This window comes from Ruegeria sp. D3, assembly GCF_056534465.1.
Genome location: NZ_JBQFPK010000012.1, coordinates 53525 through 74337 on the forward strand (window position 1 = coordinate 53525; position 20813 = coordinate 74337).

Consider the following 20813-nt stretch of genomic DNA (forward strand, 5'->3'; position numbering starts at 1 on the left):
TACGAATTAGTTAAAGTGAGGCGAAGAGAAACCCGAGCACTTCTTGTCAAACTGAATAGACAACTTCGCAATACGTCGTCGTCTCGGTGCTGCTGTTTGTCTTATCGGCAGCTCAGAAGGCCGTTTTTCGAGTTAGTTTAGCTGCGTTAAAAGGTAAACGCGCGGAGGTTACACTGTGAATGAGCAAAGCCAAGGCGGTCGTTCGGACCAACGTGTGGAGCGGAAATGTCCGCTTTCTCGCGAACCGCTGCCATTGCTTACTTATTAGGTAATGGCAGCTTTGTCTGCAGAACCGTCATTCAGCCCAGGCGCGGCAAATGTCTGCTCCGAGCCTAAACCAAACGATGCTGCACGCTGACCAAACGGTTGCTCTGTGCGCATCTATGCCAGATCAGGCATCCCGCACTTCGGAAATCGATGTTTCGCTAAGCTTCTGGATAAGGCTCTGTTCGATTTCCTCAAGGACACCGGATACGCGTTTTTGCAACGCGTGCTCGACGGAACATGCAGGGGCTTCGCTGATCTCGTCAGAAGCGACCAAACGTTCATCAAGGGCAAGGTATACATCGGCCAGGGAAATTTCTTGCGGTTTGCGGGCCAGGCGCCAACCGCCTGCGTGACCCTTCTCCGAGGTCAGCAGACCCGCCTCTCGCAGCCTTCCTAGCACACGGCGGACCACAACAGGATTGGTGCCCGCGTGATCTGCGATGTCGGACGACGTCCGCACACGGTCCGGCTCTCCGGCCATATGGCTGAGTGTATGCAGAGCAAGCGACAGGCGAGAGTTTCGTTTCATGTGCGGTTTTTCTCCAAACGGATCATACATGTAACTTTTGTAGTTGCATTGGTCTAGTAACTGCGTAAGTTGCGAGAAATATTACATCAGCTTTGGAGCGGTTTATGTCAGATGAACGTCTTCCGGTCACGGTGCTTTCCGGCTTTTTGGGTGCGGGAAAAACAACTCTTCTCAACCGGGTTCTCAATAATCGGGACGGAAAAAAAGTCGCGGTTATCGTCAACGATATGTCGGAGGTGAACATTGATGCGGACCTGGTCCGGGCCGATACCGAGCTTAGTCGAACGGACGAGACGCTGGTGGAGATGTCAAACGGTTGCATTTGCTGCACCCTGCGTGATGACCTGCTTGACGAAGTGCGCCGCTTGGCCACAGAGGGGCGCTTTGACTATCTTCTGATCGAATCCACCGGGATATCCGAACCACTGCCCGTCGCCGCCACTTTCGATTTCAGAGATGAATTCGGGGAGAGCCTGTCAGATGTGGCTCGGCTCGATACCATGGTCACGGTGGTTGATGCCGTGAACCTTCTGAACGACTACGGCAGCCACGATTTCCTGAGCGATCGCGGCGAAACCATGGGCGAAGAGGACGAACGCACCCTCGTGCATCTGCTGACAGATCAGATTGAGTTTGCCGATGTTGTCATCTTGAACAAGGTCAATGATGCAGGCCCCGAAAAGGTCGACGCGGCGCGCAAGATAATCCGAAGCCTCAATGCCGATGCGGAAATCATCGAAACCAACCAATCGCAGGTTGCAGCTGAAAAGATCCTCGATACGGGTCTTTTCGATTTCGAGCAGGCACATGAACATCCGATGTGGGCAAAGGAGCTGTATGGTTTTGCTGACCATGTGCCTGAGACAGAAGAATATGGTGTGGCCTCCTACGTTTACCGTGCAAAGGCTCCGTTTATCCCTGAAAAAATTCTTGCAGCCTTGAACGATGACATGCCGGGCGTCATCCGGGCTAAAGGTCATTTCTGGATCGCAACCCGACCAGAATGGGTGGCGGAATTTTCGCTGGCTGGATCGTTGTCGAGCATCAAGCCCATTGGAACCTGGTGGGCGAGCGTGCCCAAAGATCGCTGGCCCGAACATGTCGCGGCATCTGGCTACATGAAACAACATTGGGCAGAGCCTTGGGGAGACCGGCGGCAGGAACTGGTTTTCATCGGTGCGGGCATTAACTGGACCGCTCTGAAGGCAAAACTGGATGCCTGCCTTGTTCCGACTGTCGTGGCAAGCGGACCAGACGCCTTGCCGCTTGACCTGCCCGATCCGTTTCCGGGGTGGCGTCGCGTTGAGGATGCAGCATGAATTTTGCCCGGAAGAACATCAAGGATGCCGCCATTGGTGTCGGTATCGCAGATGATCCAACGGCCTTGAGTACGTTCCTGAAGCCCGGCTGTGCCGCTGCGATCTGGCGTCGGCAAACGCCGCCAGAGGTGCAATCCTGGTTGGATGGCGTTGACGTCGAAACTCTGCCTCGCGCTCGGGTTATCCTTCCGGCGCATGCAGTCGGTGAAACGGTCCAGCACCTCTTTGACATGGCTAATTTGCCCGCCGGGGCGGAACGCGACTGGCTTCAGGCGGATATCGCTGGGCTGGCCGACATGTTCTCAGACTTGATGACCGCCAGTTTCCTGCGACTGCGGTTGGACGTCGTAACAACCAACGCCTGTCGCAGGTTTCACATCGACGCCATCACTGCACGGCTTGTGTGCACCTATCGAGGCACCGGAACGCAATACGGAATATCGACCGACGGTACCGAACCGAAACGTGTGTTCACGGTTCAAACCGGCTCACCCATCCTCTTGCGTGGAACGCTTTGGCCTGCCGAGACACCTTCGGGTTTGCTACATCGATCGCCGCCCATTGAGGGAACAGGCGAAACCCGGCTCGTCCTCGTTCTCGACCCCGTGACCGATCAGGAAGATGAAATATGAGCGGCAATCTTGAACAAAGTAGCCTCCGCCGCAAACGTCGGACTGGTGATCCCATGTCAGCCTTTGATGGCCTGCCAGCGCCTCTGAGACTGTGGTTGTCAGAGGCTGCCTTACCCTGGTCTCCCGTATCTGCACGCCGTTTGTGGTCGAAATCGTGCGCCAAGGGCCTGACAGAAGAAGAAACGCAGGCGTCGTTGAACGTGGCCGAGGCTAAAACGCTTGCCCGAGATCGGCATTCGACACTCTTTGATTTCAACACGCAGAACTGAAAAGTTTTACGAAGAATTGCCATTGGTGAAGCCGCAGCGAAAGCGCGGTTTTGTCCGCATGAAATAACAAAAACGGCCCACCCTAAAGGTGGGCCGCTTTTTTCTTGAGCGGTGTCTAACTCAAACCTGGCGCACAGCCCCTTTGGCGGCGCTTGTGGTCAGTTTGGCATAGGCTTTCAGCGCCGTGGAGACTTTGCGTTTGCGCGGAGCGGCAGGTTCCCAGCCTTTTTCATCCTGCTCGGCGCGGCGGGTAGCCAGTTCTTCGTCCGAGACCGCCAGATGGATCGAGCGTTTGGGGATGTCGATCTCGATCTTGTCACCCTGGCGCACCAGACCGATAACACCGCCCTCGGCCGCCTCAGGCGAGACGTGGCCAATCGACAGACCCGAAGTACCGCCCGAGAACCGCCCATCGGTCAGCAGCGCGCAGGCTTTGCCCAAACCTTTGGATTTCAGGTATGAGGTCGGGTACAGCATTTCCTGCATCCCCGGACCACCGCGCGGACCTTCGTAGCGGATGACGACCACGTCGCCCTCTTTCACCTTGCCGGTCAGGATGTCGTTCACCGCCTGATCTTGGCTTTCGCAGACATAGGCCGAGCCGGTGAAGGTCAGGCTGGCCGGGTCCACACCGGCGGTTTTCACAATACAGCCGTCGCGCGCGATATTGCCGAACAGAACGGCCAGACCGCCATCTTGACTGAACGCGTGTTCCTTGGACCGGATCACGCCGCCTTCGCGGTCGGTGTCCAATTCTTTGTACCGGTTGGACTGGCTGAATGCCTGCGTTGTGCGCACTCCACCGGGGGCCGCTTTGAACAGGTCTTGCGCCTTGGGGTTATTGGCAACCTTGATGTCCCAATTGGCAATCGCTTCACCCATGGTGCCGGAATGTACAGTGCTGCAGCCCTCGTGCAGCAAACCGGCGCGGCTGAGTTCGCCGAGGATTGAGAAGATGCCACCGGCGCGGTGAACGTCTTCCATATGCACATTCTCGGTATTGGGTGCGACTTTGCACAGACACGGCACTTTCCGGCTGAGCCGATCCATGTCGGACATGTCGAAATCCACGCCGCCCTCATGCGCGATGGCCAACAGGTGCAGCACGGTGTTGGTCGAGCCACCCATGGCGATATCCAGCGACATGGCGTTTTCGAACGCATCAAACGTGGCGATTTCGCGGGGCAGGAAGCCTTTTTCGTCGAGATCATAGTGGCGCTTGGTGATCTCGACGATACGGCGACCGGCTTCAAGGAACAGCTCTTTGCGATCCGAATGTGTGGCCAGCGTGGACCCGTTGCCCGGCAGCGCCAGACCCAGCGCCTCGGCCAGACAGTTCATGGAGTTTGCAGTGAACATGCCCGAGCATGACCCGCAGGTGGGGCAGGCGTTTTCTTCGATGTGCTGGACCTGTTCGTCTGTGAACCGGTCATCAGCGGCAGCAACCATTGCATCCACAAGGTCGATTTTCTTGGCGTCCAGGTCGGCGATGTCGATCTTGCCCGCCTCCATCGGCCCGCCCGAAACAAAGATTGCAGGGATGTTCAGGCGCATGGCGGCCATCAGCATACCTGGCGTGATCTTGTCACAGTTCGAGATGCAGACCATCGCATCGGCGCAATGTGCATTGACCATGTATTCTACCGAATCCGCGATCACCTCGCGCGAGGGCAGCGAATACAGCATCCCGTCATGGCCCATGGCGATGCCATCATCCACGGCGATCGTGTTGAACTCTTTGGCGACACCACCAGCCTTTTCAACCTCGCGCGCGACCATCTGGCCAAGGTCTTTCAGGTGGACGTGACCGGGCACAAATTGCGTGAACGAGTTGACGATGGCGATGATTGGCTTGCCGAAATCGTCATCCCCCATGCCGGTTGCGCGCCACAGGCCGCGGGCGCCGGCCATGTTGCGGCCATGAGTAGAGGTTCTGGATCGGTATAGTGGCATGACGCTGTGTCCCTATTGCCTCGGGTTGCATGTCTTGGGGTTCGTACGTTATAGCGCACGTACCACATGTGCGCTATAACGCACAAGAGGATTCGAAAGACGAACGACATGGCACAGGACGACATTACGCTGAAACTACGGGATGTGCGCGCAGCCTCAGGGCTGAGCCTGTCCAAGGTGGCCGAGATGACAGGCGTCAGCAAAGCCATGCTGGGCCAGATCGAGCGCGGCGAATCCAGCCCGACCATCGCGACCCTTTGGAAGATCGCCAAAGGGTTTCAGTTGCCGCTCAGCGCGCTGATAGGATCGTCGGTGTTGCGTGACCCAACGGATGAAAGCCTGTTTCGAACCGTGACTTTCCCCGGCAGCATCGAGGTCAAGATCGTCTTTCCCTATGATCCTGTTCTGGGTGCCGAGACCTTTCATGTCGATCTGGCCCCAAATCAGAGCCATGAATCCGCCGCCCACGCCGCAGGCGTTACCGAAGAGGTGTTCGTGCTGAACGGATCGCTGGAGATTCTGCGCGATGGCGAATGGGTGCCTTTGCAATCCGGGCAAGGGCTGCGCTTTGCCGCCGATCTGCCGCATGGCTATCGCGCTGGACCGCAGGGTGCCGCGTTTCTGAACATGCACCACTATGGTCAGGCCGGTTAAGCGGCCCGCTGCCCCCATCCAGTCTTGAACCTGCACCCCTGCGCGTATAGGGAAAACCCAAGCTCGCTTAGGGGAGGCTTTGATGCAGGACGATCCGAAAACCCTCGTTTCTACCGAATGGCTTGCGGCCCATATGAAAGACCCGGACCTGCGGGTTCTGGATGGGTCGTGGTATCTGCCTGCGCAGAACCGCGATGCCAAGGCCGAATATGACGCGGCCCATATCCCCGGTGCGCGGTTCTTTGATATTGATGAAATCTCCGACCGCCGCTCGGACCTGCCGCATATGGCGCCCCCGGTTGAAAAATTCATGTCGCGGATGCGGGCGATGGGTGTCGGCGACGGGCATCAGGTTGTGGTCTATGACGGTGCCGGACTGATGTCGGCGGCACGGGTCTGGTGGCTGTTCCGTCTGATGGGGCAAGAGAACGTGGCCGTGCTGGACGGTGGCTTTCCCAAATGGCAGGCCGAGGGCCGCGAGATCGAAGACCTGCCCCCCGTGATCCGTGACCGCCACATGACTGTGCGCGTGCAGAACCATCTGGTGCGGGACGTGACGCAGGTCTCGGCCGCTGCCAAGCTGAATGACCACGAAATCATCGACGCACGCGCGGCTGCGCGCTTTGCTGGCACTGCGCCCGAACCGCGCGAGGGGCTGCGCTCGGGCCATATCCCGGGTTCGCACAACGTACCTTTTGGCGAATTATTGAACAAAAACGGCACGATGAAATCGCCCGAGGATTGCCGCGCCGTGTTCGAGGCCGCAGGCGTTGATCTGACAAAACCCGCGATCACCACTTGCGGGTCGGGCGTGACCGCCGCGATCCTTAGCCTGGCGCTGGAACGCTTGGGCAAGAAAGACCATTCGCTTTATGACGGCTCCTGGGCTGAATGGGGTGCCTTCCCGACCCTGCCCGTCGCAACCGGAGAGAACTGATGTTCGAGAACCTCAAACCGCAGCCCGCCGATAAAATCCTGGCGCTGATGCAGATGTACCGCGAAGACCCGCGCGATCAAAAGATCGACTTGGGTGTGGGCGTCTACAAGAATGCCGAAGGCGTGACCCCGGTGATGCGCGCCGTCAAGGCCGCCGAAAAGCGCATTCTGGAGGAACAGGAGAGCAAGGCTTACACAGGTCTGGCAGGTGATCCGGCCTATGCCGATGCGATGATTAACCTGATCCTTGGCGACGCCGTGCCGCGCGGCAATATCGCGGCCGTGGCAACGCCCGGTGGCACCGGTGCCTGTCGTCAAGCGTTCGAGATGATCCGCATGGCCAACCCTTCGGCGCGCGTCTTTGTGTCGAACCCAACATGGCCGAACCATCTGTCGATCCTGAACTATCTGGGGATGGAGACGGTTCCCTATCGGTACTTCGACGGTGAGACCCGTGGCGTTGATTTCGACGGTATGATTGCCGATCTGAAAACCGCCAAAGCAGGCGACGTCGTGCTGCTGCATGGCTGCTGCCACAACCCGACCGGGGCCAACCTGAACATGGTCCAATGGCAAGAGGTGGTGAACGTCATTAACGCGCTGGGCCTCGTGGCGATGGTCGACATTGCCTATCAGGGCTTTGGTGACGGGCTTGAGGAGGACGCGCAGGCAACCCGTCTGGTGGCCTCGTCGGTCAAGCGTTGCCTGATCGCGGCGTCCTGCTCGAAGAACTTCGGCGTTTATCGCGAACGGACTGGCTTGCTGATGGCGATCAGTGATGACGCAGCGCAAACGTCGCTTAACCAGTCGACGCTGGCCTTCCTGAACCGTCAGAACTATTCCTTCCCGCCCGACCACGGCGCGCGGGTTGTGACCACGATCCTGAATGACGACGCCCTGCGTGCCGACTGGGCGGCCGAGCTGGAAGAGGTCCGCCTGTCCATGCTGGGCCTGCGTCAGCAACTGGCCGATGAGCTGCAGCGCCTGACCGGATCAGACCGCTTTGGTTTTATCGCCCAGCACCGCGGCATGTTCTCGCGTCTGGGCGCAGCACCTGAATTGGTCGAGCAACTGCGCAATGATCACGGGATCTATATGGTGGGAGACAGCCGTTTGAATATCGCTGGTCTGAACTCCAACACGGTGCCGATTCTGGCCAAGGCAATTGTCGACGTAGGCGTTTAAGCCTATCTGAAACGCATATCAAAGCCGCGCCCTAGGGCGCGGTTTTTTTCATGCCTGTATGATCCAAAGAAAAAGCCGGGCGCGAACGCCCGGCTTTGGTTTGGGTATCTCAGCGATATTAACCCTTCGAGAATTCCGGGTAGGCTTCCATGCCCAGCTCGGCCATGTCGAGACCGTTGATCTCGTCTTCTTCACTGACACGGATGCCAAGGGTGGTCTTCAGGATGACCCACAGGATCAGCGCGCCGACGAAGGTGAACACACCGTAAGCTGCGATGCCCAGCAGCTGAGTGCCCAACGAGGCTTCACCATAGAAGATCACAGCGATGGTGCCCCAGATACCGGCGAACAGGTGAACCGGGATCGCACCGACAACGTCGTCAAGCTTGAACTTGTCCAGCATCGGAACCGCGAAGACTACAATGACACCGCCCACGGCACCGATCCAAAGTGCACCGAACAGGGTCGGGGCCAGAGGTTCAGCCGTGATCGAGACCAGACCGGCCAGCGCGCCGTTGAGCACCATGGTCAGGTCAGGCTTTTTGTACAGCAGTTGCGTCAGGATCAGCGCGGCTACGGCACCGGATGCAGCGGCCATGTTGGTGTTGGCAAAGATGCGCGACACGTCGGAAACGTCACCCACGGTGCCCATTGCCAGCTGCGAGCCGCCGTTGAAGCCGAACCAACCCAGCCACAGGATGAACGTACCCAGGGTTGCCAGCGCCAGGTTCGAACCGGGCATCGGGTGGACTTTACCGTCTTTGTACTTGCCGATACGCGGGCCCAGAACGATCACGCCTGCCAGAGCGGCCCAGCCGCCGACCGAGTGTACAACGGTCGAACCAGCGAAGTCCGAGAAGCCAGCTTCAGACAGCCAGCCGCCGCCCCACTGCCACGAACCAGAGATCGGGTAAAGGATGCCGGTCAGAACAACGACGAAGATCAGGAAGGGCCACAGCTTGATACGCTCGGCTACTGCACCTGACACGATCGAGGCCGTTGCGGCAACGAAGACCAGCTGGAAGAAGAAGTCCGATCCGATCGAGGCATAATCCAGCGCCGCATCCGCAGACGCAATGCCAACCGGATCAAGAACGGTCTGACCACCAAGGGAGAAGAAACCGTTAAAGTCGCCGGGATACATCGTGTTGAAGCCAACCAGCCAATACATGATCGCCGCAATCGAAAACAGCGCGATGTTCTTGGTCATCTGCATCGCCACGTTCTTGGAGCGCACAAGGCCACCTTCCAACATGGCAAACCCGGCCGCCATGAAGAAGACCAGGAAACCGGCCATCAGGAAAAGCAGAGTGGTGAAGATATAGCCCACGTCCTCCATCGACGAAGGCGGGTCATTAGCGAAGGCAGCCGCAGGAAAGGCGACCAGCACAGCGGCTGTGGTTAGAATTCGGTTTAGTTTCATTGGATATCTGTCCTTTTGCGGGTGGGGGCGCCTTACAGCGCCTCTTCGTTCGTTTCCCCGGTCCGCACGCGCAGGGCCTGCTCGACATCAAGGACGAAAATCTTGCCGTCGCCGATCTTGCCGGTCTTGGCGGTTTTGGTGATGGTTTCGACGATCTGGTCGGCCATCGTGGCGGGCACCACGATTTCCAGCTTGATCTTGGGTACGAAGTTCACGGCGTATTCGGCGCCGCGGTAAATCTCGGTGTGACCGGACTGCGAGCCGAAGCCCTTGATTTCGGTCACCATCATGCCGCGCACACCGGCCGCGGTCAGTGCCTCGCGCACCTCCTCCAGCTTGAACGGCTTGATTGTCGCAATGATCAGTTTCACGTTGATCCCCTCTGCTTCCCGGTCTGTCCGGCTTGTTTGCACTCGCAGCAAAAAAGCCTGACTGGCCGCGTTTAGGAACGCCGAGAGCAGCCAAACGCTGGGGAAATTTGCGGCGAGGTGCACAATTTTTGCACAGAATGAGGACAACGCCTAAAAATTGTGCACAATAAGGAAGCGATTTACCTGAAATTCAGACCTCAACTTCATTGGTCGGGCAAGGTATGGTGGCTCAAAACGATAACCGGGCAGAGTTCGGAAATGACAGATTCCAGGCGTCGCAAATCCCCTTTGGTTGCGGACAAAAGATACCCGTCCAAGGGTCGTAAACCCCAGGCGACCAAGCGCACCGCGAAACCTGCGGGCAAGAAGGCTGTCGCACGCAAGACCACCACCCGAAAGTCCACCCATAAGAAAACACGTAAGAAATCAGGTGGCAATGGGGGCGGATTTTTCCGCCGCCTGTTCCGTTGGCTCTGGCGTATGGTCTGGGGCGTGACCTGGCGCGTGGGGGCCGTGTGCGCGCTGTTGCTCGCGTTGGCGATCGGTGTTGTCTACGCCTCACTGCCTGATGTCGATTCGCTGTTGGACGGGCGCGCTCGGGGTTCCGTGACCATGCTGGACCGCGAGGGTAAGGTCTTTGCATGGCGCGGCGACCAATTCGGCGGTGTGATCACAGCAGATACCGTTTCACCGCATCTGAAACACGCGGTCATCGCGACCGAGGACAAACGGTTCTACCGTCATTTCGGTGTCAGCCCTCGTGGTGTAGCAAGTGCCGTGCGTATCAACCTTAGCGAAGGACGGGGGCCGTTGTCGGGCCATGGTGGCTCGACCATCACCCAGCAGACGGCCAAGCTGCTGTGCCTGGGCGTGCCTTACGATCCCGCCGAGTGGGAGTCAGAGGCCGCATACGAGTCCGATTGCCGACAGGGTTCGCTCTGGCGCAAGGCAAAAGAGGCCGTCTATGCGATGGCGATGGAGGTGAAATACTCCAAGGACGAGATTCTGACGATCTACCTCAACCGTGCTTTCCTTGGCGCTGGCGCCCGCGGGTTCGAAGCCGCCAGCCAGCGTTATTTCGGTATTTCAGCGGCCGAGGTTTCACCGTCCGAGGCGGCGATGCTCGCGGGCTTGCTGGTTGCTCCCACTCGCTATGCGCCGACCAATAACCTGCAACGATCGCAGGACCGGGCGCGGCTTGTTGTTGGGTTGATGGAGGATCAGGGATACCTGTCCACCGCGCAGGCCAGCGAGGCGCGCGCACGGCCCGCACAACTGTCCGAGGCCGCGGCTGCGCGCGCAGGCGGGTATTTCGCCGATTGGGTCATGGCCAGCGGACCCGAGTTCTTTACCCGAAACACCACTGAGGATGTGGTGATCCGCACGACTCTGGATCAGCGGCTGCAGAAGTCGGCGGAAGAAGCGTTGCAATATATCTTTCAGGAAAAGGTGCGTGAAGGATCCAAGGCTCAGGCCGCGATTGTTGTGATGTCGGCGGATGGTGCGGTGCGCGCGATGGTCGGCGGACGCAAGACCCGCGTCTCGGGTGCGTTCAATCGCGCCACACAAGCACTGCGCCAGACCGGATCATCTTTCAAACCTTTCGTCTATGCGACTGCGCTTGAGCTGGGCTATTCGCCGCTGGATATGGTGATGGACGAACCTTACTGCATCGATATTCCCGGTTCGGGACCATGGTGTCCCAAGAACTATACCAACAAGTTCTATGGCCGGGTGACATTGGCAGACGCACTGATGAACTCGCTGAATATCCCGGCGGTGAAGGTGGCCGAGATATCGGGGCTTGATAACGTACGCACTGTTGCCAGCGGTTTTGGCATCGCAAACGACCTGGCCGAGGGGCCAGCTCTGGCTCTGGGCGCGTCCGAGAGCACGCTGATCGAGATGACCGGCGCTTATGCGGGTATCCTGAACGGCGGTTCTTCTGTCGAGCCTTATGGCCTGACTGAACTGAAGCTATTGGGCGATGAAACGCCTGTCATGGTGACGACAACTGGTATCGGCGAACGTGTGATCAACGATAAGGCGGCCAAGCAGCTGACCTGGATGATGGAGCGTGTGGTGTCCGAAGGGACCGGCGGGCGCGCGAAACTGCCGGGCTGGCAGGTGGCAGGCAAGACAGGTACAACGCAGGCCGCTCGGGATGCGTGGTTTATCGGCTTCACGGCGGATTACGTGGCTGGTGTATGGATGGGGTATGATGACAACACGCCCCTGTCCGGTGTGACCGGAGGTGGTCTGCCCGCCGAGATCTGGAAAGAGACAATGGTCCGCGTGACCGAGGGGATGACGCCCACACCACTGCCGATGTTGGCACCGGACCCGCCCGTCAGGACCGCTCAGCCACAGCAACAGCGTCGTAAAAAGCAAACCGGTTTGGATCGGGCCATCAATAACCTGTTGAACAACATTTTCGGGAATTGACCGGCCAAAGAAAAAGGCGGTGCACTGGGCACCGCCATTATTCGACTTGGGTCGAGGGGACTAGACGCTTTCGTCCAGCGCCGCCAGAATCGCGTCACCCATTTCAGTGGTCGACACAGGCTTTACGCCCTCTTCGGCCAGCAGGTCAGCGGTGCGGACACCATCGGCCAGCACTTTTTCAATTGCCGCTTCCAGGCGATCCGCCTCATCTCCTTGATCAAAGCTATAGCGCAGCGCCATAGCAAAGCTGAGGATACAGGCAATCGGGTTGGCCTTGCCCTGACCCGCGATATCGGGGGCCGAGCCATGCACGGGTTCATACATTGCCTTGGGACGACCATTGGCCATCGGTGCACCCAGCGAAGCGGAGGGTAGCATCCCAAGCGAACCAGTCAGCATCGCCGCACAATCCGACAGGATATCGCCGAACAGGTTATCGGTGACGATCACGTCAAACTGCTTGGGCGCGCGCACCAACTGCATCGCGCCGTTGTCAGCATACATGTGGGTCAGCTCGACCTCGGGGTAATCGGCGGCCACACGGTCTACGACCTCGCGCCACAGGATGCCCGATTCCATCACGTTGGCTTTCTCCATCGAGCACAGCTTTTTGTTCCGGCGCATCGCCAGTTCAAAGGCCGAGCGCGCGGCGCGTTCGATTTCGGACTCGGTGTAACGCTGGGTGTTGATGCCCACGCGTTCATTGCCTTCGTTGAAGATGCCGCGCGGTTCGCCGAAATAGACGCCCGAGGTCAGCTCGCGCACGATCATGATGTCCAGTCCGGCCACGATGTCTTTCTTCAGCGACGAGAAATCCGCCAGCGCGTCAAAGCACTGGGCCGGGCGCAGGTTAGAAAACAGGTCCATTTCCTTGCGCAGGCGCAACAGGCCGCGTTCAGGTTTTACGCTGAAATCAAGATCGTCGTATTTCGGGCCGCCCACGGCACCCAGCAGAACCGCGTCCACCTCTTGTGCCTTGGCCATGGTTTCATCCGAAAGGGGCTTGCCATGCGCGTCATAAGCGGCACCGCCGACCAGATCCTCGCTCACGTCAAAGTAAAGGCCGCGCTTGTCGCCGAACCATCCGATGATTCTGCGCACTTCGGCCATAACTTCCGGGCCAATTCCGTCTCCGGGCAGGATGAGGAGCGAAGGGTTGGACATGAAGGATCTCCTTGCGTTTCGTCGCACAGGGCCTAGCGTCTGGACCCGAGCGGGTCAATGAGACGATCCAGCCAAATCACGAGGAAAACACATGTTAACACCGGGAAATCCTGTTCCAGGCCTGAAAATCGATACCGTCAGCCACGGAAGTTTCGATCTGGATGCCGATAAGGGTGAAAACGGCACGCTGGTGATTCAATATCGCGGGCTGCATTGCCCCATCTGCATCAAGCAGATTTCCGAGGTAGAGGCCGCGCTGGACGATTTCGCCGCTCTGGGTGTCGAGGTGATCATGGTGACCACGGATACTGCTGAACGTGCTGCGGAAACTGCTGAAAAAGCCGGGGTGTCGCGTCTGCGTGTGGGTCACAGCCTGCCTTTGGCCGCCGCGCGTGAGGATTGGGGGCTGCAAATCTCAACCGCGCGCGAGGGCAGTACCGAGCCTGCGCTGTTCGCCGAACCCGGCCATTTCTATATCGGGACAGACAGGACGTTGTACTATGCGTGGCAGCAGACAACGCCGTTCGGCCGCCCGGCCATTTCTGATATCGTCGGCGGCCTGAAATTCACGTTAGGCAATGATTACCCGCCGCGTGGCACCTATACCGGCCCGCTCTGATTGAATTCTGTGACACAGCCCGGATATCTGCTGGTCCGGGCTGATATCCTTTGCGGGCTTTGTATTCCTGCTGATATCGCATTTAAAGCCTCTATGGCTGGGCCAGGTCGACCCATACCAAACGGTGGCGACTGGCTGCTTGCGCCTCTTTTCGCAAGCCTGTGTCTGTGTCGGGCCAATGAATGCCCGCGTCCACCACGCGCAAATGCGTCGAAGGCAGAACGTAGTCGACCCGCATTTCCCCAACTGCTTTCCAACTGACCGTGGCCGTGTTGCCGGTTGGGTCCGCAGGCTCGGGGTCTTGCAGACGTTGGTCTTCTAACAGCATGCGAATGGCCTCTTTGCGCCCTTCACCCCGGGACGGGTCCAGGTTTGCGTCTCCGGCAATGACGAAAGCTGCATGGGGTGGTGTGCCGATCCGATCGTCTAAAAGGGCACGCCACAACAGGATTTCATCTTTGTTGCGCAGGCCATTGCGGTCTTCAAGCCCGTCGAACACCGGCGGCGCCGCGTGGAAGGTTAGCAGGTCCAATGGCCCAAAGGGCGTTTCGATCGGAACAACCCAATGCCCGACCGAAGACAAGCGCTGAACGCGGTGCGCCGCGTCGGATGGGAAGGGGGCACCATCCTTGACTGGTAGCTGCGCATCGGGTGCATTGCGCCACAGCAATGGCGTGAAATCCTGAACGCCTTCACGCACAATAGGATAGCGGGACAGAACTACTATGCCCGCCTGACCAGTAAAGCGACCCCAACCCTGAGTGTCTCCGGGACCATGTGTGCGACCGTCGCCATCCAGATCCAGATCGGTTTCCAAACCTGCGTTTGGTTGCGCGGAAAAGTGGTGCAAATAGTCCAGCCCAGCCAAGCGCAGCTCGGACTTCAGAGCAGCAAGCACTTCGCCATTCAGGTCCCAGTCGACACCCTGAAGCGCAACGATATCGGGGCGGGTCCGTGTCAGAACCGCGACCACGGCCTGTACCTGCGTATCGCCGCGCCGAATATCGCGCAGCAGCAGGCCGGGGCCGTCACGGCTGAGTTCTGTGTTGAATGAGGCTACACGGATGGTTTCTGCCTTCGCCGCAAAGGGCAGCAGCAGCAATAGCAAGAGCCGGATCATGCGGTCTGTGTGGACTCGGTTGTTGAATATGCGCGGCGCTTTTCGACGATCAGGTTCGCAATGCGCAGGGTGGCCATACCGCGCATGATCATGCTGGCCGGCAGGAAGGCCCAGGCGCTCATGGTCCAGATCAGCGTCTGCGGGTTACTGAGCGAGATCGGATTCGCATAGTCGGTCAGCAGTTTGATCAGCGCCGGTATCAGGAAGGGCAGCAATACTCCGATCGAGATATTCAGACGACCGTCTCGCTGCAGGCGGGCGACGACGTCTCCGCCTTTGGTTGGGTCGAACAGGGGTAGGTTGGTCCAGACATTGAACGCGCCATTGCCTGTGGGCCACCCGCGCAGTTTAACCGCATATGCAAAGCTGCCGATCGTGGCCAGCGCAGCCACATACGCAACGCTGGCTGAAATGCGAACCAGTTCGGTCAGTGGAATGCTTGCGTCAACGGGCAGCATTAGAACTATCAGCCGAACGGGCGAATACGGGAAATCAACGACATTCGCGACACCAACGCCTATCGTGTAGAATACCTCGGTCAGAGCGGTCGGCGCATAGGCATTCTTGCAGATCAGTGTCAGGAACATGATCATCGATACAAGTCCGACGAACCTCAGGCGGTTTACAGGCGGCGCATCTCGGAATTCGATAAAGCTGGGAAAGGCCGAGTTATATTCGGCAAAGGTCAGGAAAAACGCGAGAATGGCGAGAAACACGACGATCTCGGTCCCATTCGTTGACGATACGGGCAGATACAACGCGGGGGTCAGCACCATCAGTGCAACCAATATCCCCCGAATTGCCGCCCCTGTTGTGCGCGCAATCACTATCCGAACCCTTTCAAACTGGATAGGCCGATTCTTTGCCGACTTCTTTCCAACTTGTGCCCGCCGTTGATTATTCTGACGGATGCCTCTTTAGCGCCAACACTGGCCCCCTAAGGCACTTCGCTCAAGCCAAGGTGCAGAAAACACGCCATTTTGGGCAAAAAGATGGCAAAACTGGTGCGGGTTTGCATCATTCGTGTCGCAAATCCGACGCGGTATTTAAGATGCCCGCTACATGTTGTGGTTGCGTTAATCTCGACCCCAAGAATGCGAAAGGGGCCGCTGACGCGACCCCAATAAGTTGAGTGTTTGCAGAATCGAAAGAATCAGACCCAGGGGCGGGCCTGGCTTGCGTGATCCTCGAACTTGTCGATGTGGTGATCTTTCTCCATGGTCAGGCCAATGTCGTCCAGACCGTTCAGCAAGCAATGTTTGCGGTGCGGGTCGATGTCAAACGTGAACTCGACGCCGTCCGAAGTGGTGATCTTCTGCTCTTCCAGATGCACGGTCATGCGGGCGTTTTCACCCTTATGCGCGTCATCCATCAGGATCGCATGGTGCTCGTCCTCGACCACGATGGGCAGGATACCGTTCTTGAAACAGTTGTTGAAGAAGATGTCGGCAAAGCTGGTCGAGATCACGACCTTGATGCCGAAATCCTTGATCGCCCAGGGCGCGTGTTCGCGCGACGAGCCGCAGCCGAAATTGTCGCCGGCCACCAGAATCTCGGTGTTGCGATAGGCGGGTTTGTTCAGAACGAAATCTTCGTTCTCGCCGCCGTGGTCGTGATAGCGCATCTCGTCAAACAGCACGACGCCAAGGCCGGACCGTTTGATCGTTTTCAGGTGCACTTTGGGGATGATCATATCGGTGTCGATATTGATCAGCGGCATTGGGGCGGCCACCCCGTGGACTTTTTCGAACTTTTCCATCTCTACACTCCTGCAGGGGAGGGCCGCGCCCGTGCCCTGCTTTTAAGCTTGTTTCGCTTCTGTGGTTTCGTCAGGTGATAGGGTGGCATCGGGGTTGTTCTTGACGAAGAACGCCATGAAGACCAGACCAAGCCCGTTGAACAGCATCTCGATCCCCAGCAGAATGCCCAGCAACTGGAACAATACCGCAGGGTCGGTGGCAGCAAAGCGCCAGATCAGGACGGCCAGAACAATCGACATCACGCCCGAGATCAGCGTTGCCCAGAAATACTGTGTGCCACGCATCTGGAACGACATGATAACCCGGGCGATACCGCCAGCCAGAAACAGGATCAGGCAGACGGTTGCCAATGTCAGCGTGCCCTCAAGCGGATGCATCCAGAAGGACCATCCAAGGAACACCATCACCACACCCATGATAAGCGACAGGATCTTGTTACCGGTGCCCTCGACCGTAAAGCCGCCGACAATCTGCAACACACCCGAAATCAGCAGTAACACACCGGTTACCACCGTTACTGCAATAGACGCCACCGCGGGCGCGCCCAGCACAAAGATGCCAAACGCGATGGACAGAAGCCCCAACAGCAGCCATTTGATCCAGTCACTCATCAGTTCAATCCCTCAAATATTCAGATATGAGGGCACCTTACATCAATTCACGGACGTCTGTCAGCCGTCCTGTGAGTGCCGCAGCGGCAGCCATGGCCGGGCTTAGCAGGTGGGTGCGGCCTCCGCGGCCCTGACGGCCTTCGAAGTTGCGGTTCGAGGTCGCAGCACAGCGCTCGCCCGGTTGCAACTGGTCAGGGTTCATCGCCAGACACATTGAGCATCCCGCCAAACGCCATTCGAAACCGGCCTCTTTGAAGATATCTGCCAGCCCTTCTTCCTCGGCCTGCAGGCGCACAAGGCCCGAGCCAGGCACGACCATGGCGCGCATTCCGTCCTTGATCTTTTTGCCCTTCAGGATTTCAGCAGCGGCGCGCAAATCTTCGATCCGGCCATTGGTGCAAGACCCGATAAAGACGGTGTCGATTTCCACATCGCTCAGCTTTTGACCGGCTTCCAGACCCATATACTCGATCGAGCGGCGGGCCGCGTCGACCTTGCCACCTTCGAAATCTTCGGGGTTCGGCACGGTTGCGGTGATCGGCAACACGTCCTCGGGGCTGGTGCCCCATGTGACGACGGGCGCGATGTCTTCACCGCGCAGGGTGATAACCTTGTCGAAATGCGCGCCTTCGTCGGTGTAAAGCGTTTTCCACCAATCCATCGCGGCTTCCCATTGCGCGCCTTTCGGGGCGTGAGGGCGGCCTTTGACATATTCGAACGTGGTCTCGTCGGGGGCGATCAGGCCCGCGCGGGCACCGCCTTCGATGGCCATGTTGCAGACGGTCATGCGGCCTTCCATCGACAGGTCACGGATCGCTTCACCACAGTATTCGATGACATAGCCGGTGCCGCCAGCGGTTCCGGTCTCACCGATCACGGCCAGAGTGATATCCTTGGCGGTCACGCCCGGCTGCAATTTACCGGTGATCTCGACCTTCATGTTCTTGGATTTCTTCTGGATCAGGGTCTGCGTGGCCAGAACGTGTTCAACCTCGGACGTGCCGATGCCATGGGCCAGCGCGCCAAACGCGCCGTGGGTGGCGGTGTGGCTGTCGCCGCAAACAACGGTCATGCCGGGCAGGGTCCAGCCCTGTTCGGGACCGACAATGTGGACGATGCCCTGACGCACGTCATGCACAGGATAGTAGTGAATGCCAAAATCCTTGGCGTTCTTGTCCAGCGCTTCGACCTGAATACGCGATTCCGGGTTTTCGATCCCGTTCACACGGTCCGGCGTGGTGGGCACGTTGTGATCCGGCACCGCAATGGTTTTTTCCGGCGCGCGCACTTTGCGGCCCGCCATACGCAGCCCTTCAAAGGCCTGCGGGCTGGTCACTTCGTGAACCAGGTGGCGGTCAATATACAGCAGGCAGGTGCCATCATCGGCCTCGTGGGCGACATGGGCATCCCAGATCTTGTCATAGAGTGTTTTGGGGGACATCGGTCCTCTCCCGTATGTAATGAGAAATGGCTGGCGAAATGGCTCAGGCCGCGGATAGCCGCGCCAGAACCGTGCGGGCAGCTCCAAAGAACCGTTCACGCAGACGCGCGCGGTCTTCCAGGTTCTGAATTTGGGCTACAGTGAGTCTCATGGCGTCCAGATATATCGCGGCTTGCCGTCAATCAAGGTTCAAAACTGCGTCAGGCTTGCATCATGGGGCTGTGCTGTCCAAGCTGGGGGCATGAATCAAGACCTGATCCCCAGCTCGCTGTCGGACCTTTATGACAACATGGTCGCGGGCTTTTCGGTGCAATTCGAAAACCTTCTTGAACTGGTGGTCACGCCGGGCTGGCGTCAGCACCAGCTGGTGATCATTCTATTGCTATGGGCTTTGGCATTTGGCCTTAAACTTTTCACGCAAGGCCGGTGGGATTCTTGGGCGCGGTCGCGCACTGGGTGGCCCAAATGGCGTTTGCGCGTTTTAGTACAGCTGATGCAGCGCTTGACGCTGGTCTATTTCGTAGTGCTGTCCTGGGCACTGTATCTGGTCATGCAGCAGATCACATGGCCGTCCCGCAGCTATATCATTGGCGTTATCGCGACTTTGGCGACGGCGTGGTTGGCCATAGCGCTGGTGGCGCGACTGGTGCGCAACCGGACGCTGCGGCGGATCTTCAAATGGGCCATGTGGGTCTATGCAACGCTTGTTGCCCTGAATCTGACTGATGACGTGGCCGAGTTTTTGGACGGAGTCGCGATTTCTATCGGAGATTTGCACATCTCGGTGCTGGGGATCATCAAGGCGACGCTGTTGATCGGTGTTCTGCTGACTTTGGCGCGTGTGGGTACGCGCGCAGCCGAACGTGGTTTGAAAAACAACGATGACATTACGCCTTCCATGCAGGTGCTATTGGCCAAAGGCACTCAGGTGGTTCTGTATGGGGCGGTTTTCTTGGCAGCCATTCGAACGCTGGGCTTTGACCTGACCGGGATTGCGCTGTTGTCCGGTGCCATCGGTGTGGGCATCGGGTTTGGGCTGCAAAAGGTGGTGTCGAACCTGATCTCGGGGATTATCATCTTGATGGATCGCTCGATCAAGCCGGGCGATGTGATCTCGCTGGGCGATACATTTGGGTGGATCAATGCGCTGGGCGCGCGTTATGTCTCGGTCGTGACACGGGATGGGCGGGAATATCTGATCCCGAACGAAGATCTGATCACCAGCCAGGTCGTGAACTGGTCGCATTCCGACAAATTCGTGCGGCTGGATCTGGAATTCGGCACCAGCTATGGCGACGACCCCCACAAGGTGCGCGCCACTGCCATAAAGGCCGTGAAAACCGTGGGCCGGGTGCTAAGCGGCGGATCGCACGAGCCGGTTTGTCATATCACCGGATTCGGCGACAGCAGCGTCGACTATATCCTTCGATTCTGGATCAGCGACCCGACCAAGGGGCTGACCAATATCCGCGGCAATGTCTATCTGGCGCTGTGGGATGCGTTTAAAGCCGAGGGTATCTCACTGCCCTTCCCGCAGCGCGAGGTGCGCCTGCTGCCCGACGCAGACCCGCAACAGATCGCAGAGGATTGACGCGGCGTTGATGGCGCGTTCATTGAAATGTTGCATTCCCCTTGTTACCTTATTAGTACCCCGGCGCCGGGATTTGATGGCGTGCAGCAAAGGAGGACTATGTCCTGTCTCTACATACCCAGGCGGGTTTGCCCGCCGATGACGGGGCCAGCGTGATGGCCCACTCTCAGTCAATCAGCGACAAGCTGCTTGAGCGTATCCTTTCCTCACTTTCCGATGACAAGGCCGAAGACGTCGTGCAGATCAACCTGCAAGGAAAGTCTTCTGTTGCGGATCACATGGTGATTGCCTCGGGTCGGTCGACCCGTCAGGTGGCGGCCATGGCGGAAAAGCTGACGGATCGCATCAAGCAGGAATTCGGCTTCACCTCGAAGGTCGAAGGCAAGGATGCCGGCGACTGGGTGCTGATCGATACGGGCGACGTGATCGTCCATATCTTCCGCCCCGAAGTGCGTGAATTCTACCAGCTGGAAAAGATGTGGCTGCCTGCGGGCGGCAGCGCCTCGGCGAACTGAGGCGCGATC

The 20813-nt window shown here is 58.4% G+C and carries 21 protein-coding genes; 10 read left to right on the top strand and 11 right to left on the bottom strand.

The genetic code is table 11. The features are described 5' to 3' along the window. Positions 1–391: 391 nt before the first annotated feature. Entirely contained in the window at positions 392–796 is a 405-nt protein-coding gene (locus tag ACR0DX_RS16995; RefSeq protein ID WP_170353847.1) for an RrF2 family transcriptional regulator, read from the bottom strand. Between the two features lie 104 nt (positions 797–900). On the opposite strand from ACR0DX_RS16995, the gene ACR0DX_RS17000 reads away from it, so the two are divergent. From ACR0DX_RS17000 to ACR0DX_RS17010, 3 genes are read left to right on the top strand one after another with little or no spacing between them, the layout of a single operon-like run. Further along, entirely contained in the window at positions 901–2115 is a 1215-nt protein-coding gene (locus ACR0DX_RS17000; RefSeq protein WP_170353845.1) for a CobW family GTP-binding protein, read from the top strand. Then, positions 2112–2747, top strand: coding sequence for a DUF1826 domain-containing protein (locus ACR0DX_RS17005; RefSeq protein WP_170353843.1), 636 nt, complete (start codon positions 2112–2114; stop codon positions 2745–2747). The genes ACR0DX_RS17000 and ACR0DX_RS17005 overlap by 4 nt, the downstream gene beginning before the upstream one ends. Beyond that, positions 2744–3016, top strand: coding sequence for a DUF6525 family protein (locus ACR0DX_RS17010; protein WP_170353842.1), 273 nt, complete (start codon positions 2744–2746; stop codon positions 3014–3016). The genes ACR0DX_RS17005 and ACR0DX_RS17010 overlap by 4 nt, the downstream gene beginning before the upstream one ends. A 120-nt stretch (positions 3017–3136) precedes the next feature. Here the strand turns inward: ACR0DX_RS17010 and ilvD are convergent, their stop codons facing one another. Then, positions 3137–4969, bottom strand: a complete 1833-nt coding sequence (ilvD, locus tag ACR0DX_RS17015; RefSeq protein ID WP_170353840.1) for a dihydroxy-acid dehydratase — start codon at positions 4967–4969, stop codon at positions 3137–3139. Between the two features lie 108 nt (positions 4970–5077). Between ilvD and ACR0DX_RS17020 the strand changes: the two genes are divergently transcribed. The 3 genes from ACR0DX_RS17020 (at position 5078) to ACR0DX_RS17030 (ending at position 7744) form a co-directional block, all read left to right on the top strand. After that, positions 5078–5623 (top strand): helix-turn-helix domain-containing protein, encoded by a 546-nt coding sequence (locus ACR0DX_RS17020; RefSeq protein WP_170353838.1) that lies wholly within the window; start codon positions 5078–5080, stop codon positions 5621–5623. A gap of 82 nt (positions 5624–5705) precedes the next feature. Continuing rightward, entirely contained in the window at positions 5706–6560 is an 855-nt protein-coding gene (gene sseA, locus ACR0DX_RS17025) for a 3-mercaptopyruvate sulfurtransferase (protein WP_170353836.1), read from the top strand. Further along, the gene (locus ACR0DX_RS17030) at positions 6560–7744 is read left to right on the top strand and encodes an amino acid aminotransferase (RefSeq protein WP_170724764.1); all 1185 of its coding nucleotides are present in this window, start codon (positions 6560–6562) and stop codon (positions 7742–7744) included. The genes sseA and ACR0DX_RS17030 overlap by 1 nt, the downstream gene beginning before the upstream one ends. A 118-nt stretch (positions 7745–7862) precedes the next feature. Here the strand turns inward: ACR0DX_RS17030 and ACR0DX_RS17035 are convergent, their stop codons facing one another. Both ACR0DX_RS17035 and ACR0DX_RS17040 read right to left on the bottom strand, forming a co-directional pair. Beyond that, complete coding sequence (locus ACR0DX_RS17035; RefSeq protein ID WP_170353832.1) at positions 7863–9167, bottom strand: ammonium transporter; 1305 nt, start codon at positions 9165–9167, stop codon at positions 7863–7865. A gap of 32 nt (positions 9168–9199) precedes the next feature. Further along, positions 9200–9538, bottom strand: a complete 339-nt coding sequence (locus ACR0DX_RS17040) for a P-II family nitrogen regulator (RefSeq protein ID WP_170353830.1) — start codon at positions 9536–9538, stop codon at positions 9200–9202. 258 nt (positions 9539–9796) lie between these two features. Here ACR0DX_RS17040 and ACR0DX_RS17045 point away from each other — a divergent pair, with 258 nt between their 5' ends. Then, positions 9797–11983 carry a transglycosylase domain-containing protein gene (locus ACR0DX_RS17045; protein WP_480846830.1) on the top strand — a complete coding sequence of 729 codons (2187 nt, stop codon included), beginning with the start codon at positions 9797–9799 and terminating at the stop codon, positions 11981–11983. Between the two features lie 60 nt (positions 11984–12043). On the opposite strand, the gene leuB is transcribed toward ACR0DX_RS17045, so the two are convergent. Beyond that, the gene (gene leuB / locus ACR0DX_RS17050; protein ID WP_170353828.1) at positions 12044–13147 is read right to left on the bottom strand and encodes a 3-isopropylmalate dehydrogenase; all 1104 of its coding nucleotides are present in this window, start codon (positions 13145–13147) and stop codon (positions 12044–12046) included. 91 nt (positions 13148–13238) lie between these two features. Here leuB and ACR0DX_RS17055 point away from each other — a divergent pair, with 91 nt between their 5' ends. Continuing rightward, on the top strand, positions 13239–13766 hold the full coding sequence (locus ACR0DX_RS17055) for a redoxin domain-containing protein (RefSeq protein ID WP_170353827.1): 528 nt from the start codon (positions 13239–13241) through the stop codon (positions 13764–13766). Positions 13767–13857: 91 nt separating this feature from the next. On the opposite strand, the gene ACR0DX_RS17060 is transcribed toward ACR0DX_RS17055, so the two are convergent. The 6 genes from ACR0DX_RS17060 to ACR0DX_RS17085 all read right to left on the bottom strand — a co-directional run bounded on the left by ACR0DX_RS17060 (position 13858) and on the right by ACR0DX_RS17085 (position 18849). Then, positions 13858–14886, bottom strand: coding sequence for an endonuclease/exonuclease/phosphatase family protein (locus tag ACR0DX_RS17060; RefSeq protein WP_480846832.1), 1029 nt, complete (start codon positions 14884–14886; stop codon positions 13858–13860). Next, positions 14883–15713 (bottom strand): hypothetical protein, encoded by an 831-nt coding sequence (locus tag ACR0DX_RS17065; RefSeq protein ID WP_170353825.1) that lies wholly within the window; start codon positions 15711–15713, stop codon positions 14883–14885. Before ACR0DX_RS17065 ends, ACR0DX_RS17060 begins: the two co-directional genes overlap by 4 nt. 326 nt (positions 15714–16039) lie before the next feature. Further along, positions 16040–16645 carry a 3-isopropylmalate dehydratase small subunit gene (gene leuD, locus ACR0DX_RS17070; protein WP_170353824.1) on the bottom strand — a complete coding sequence of 202 codons (606 nt, stop codon included), beginning with the start codon at positions 16643–16645 and terminating at the stop codon, positions 16040–16042. 42 nt (positions 16646–16687) lie between these two features. Next, positions 16688–17257: a DUF308 domain-containing protein gene (locus tag ACR0DX_RS17075; protein WP_170353823.1), complete on the bottom strand. Its 570-nt coding sequence runs from the start codon at positions 17255–17257 to the stop codon at positions 16688–16690. A 37-nt stretch (positions 17258–17294) separates the two neighbouring features. Beyond that, complete coding sequence (gene leuC / locus ACR0DX_RS17080; RefSeq protein WP_170353822.1) at positions 17295–18698, bottom strand: 3-isopropylmalate dehydratase large subunit; 1404 nt, start codon at positions 18696–18698, stop codon at positions 17295–17297. A 43-nt stretch (positions 18699–18741) separates the two neighbouring features. Further along, positions 18742–18849: an isopropylmalate isomerase gene (locus ACR0DX_RS17085; protein ID WP_170675431.1), complete on the bottom strand. Its 108-nt coding sequence runs from the start codon at positions 18847–18849 to the stop codon at positions 18742–18744. Positions 18850–18939: 90 nt separating this feature from the next. Between ACR0DX_RS17085 and ACR0DX_RS17090 the strand changes: the two genes are divergently transcribed. Further along, the gene (locus ACR0DX_RS17090; protein WP_480846836.1) at positions 18940–20289 is read left to right on the top strand and encodes a mechanosensitive ion channel family protein; all 1350 of its coding nucleotides are present in this window, start codon (positions 18940–18942) and stop codon (positions 20287–20289) included. A 155-nt stretch (positions 20290–20444) separates the two neighbouring features. Further along, complete coding sequence (gene rsfS / locus ACR0DX_RS17095; RefSeq protein ID WP_170353820.1) at positions 20445–20804, top strand: ribosome silencing factor; 360 nt, start codon at positions 20445–20447, stop codon at positions 20802–20804. The last annotated feature ends 9 nt before the right edge of the window (positions 20805–20813 follow it).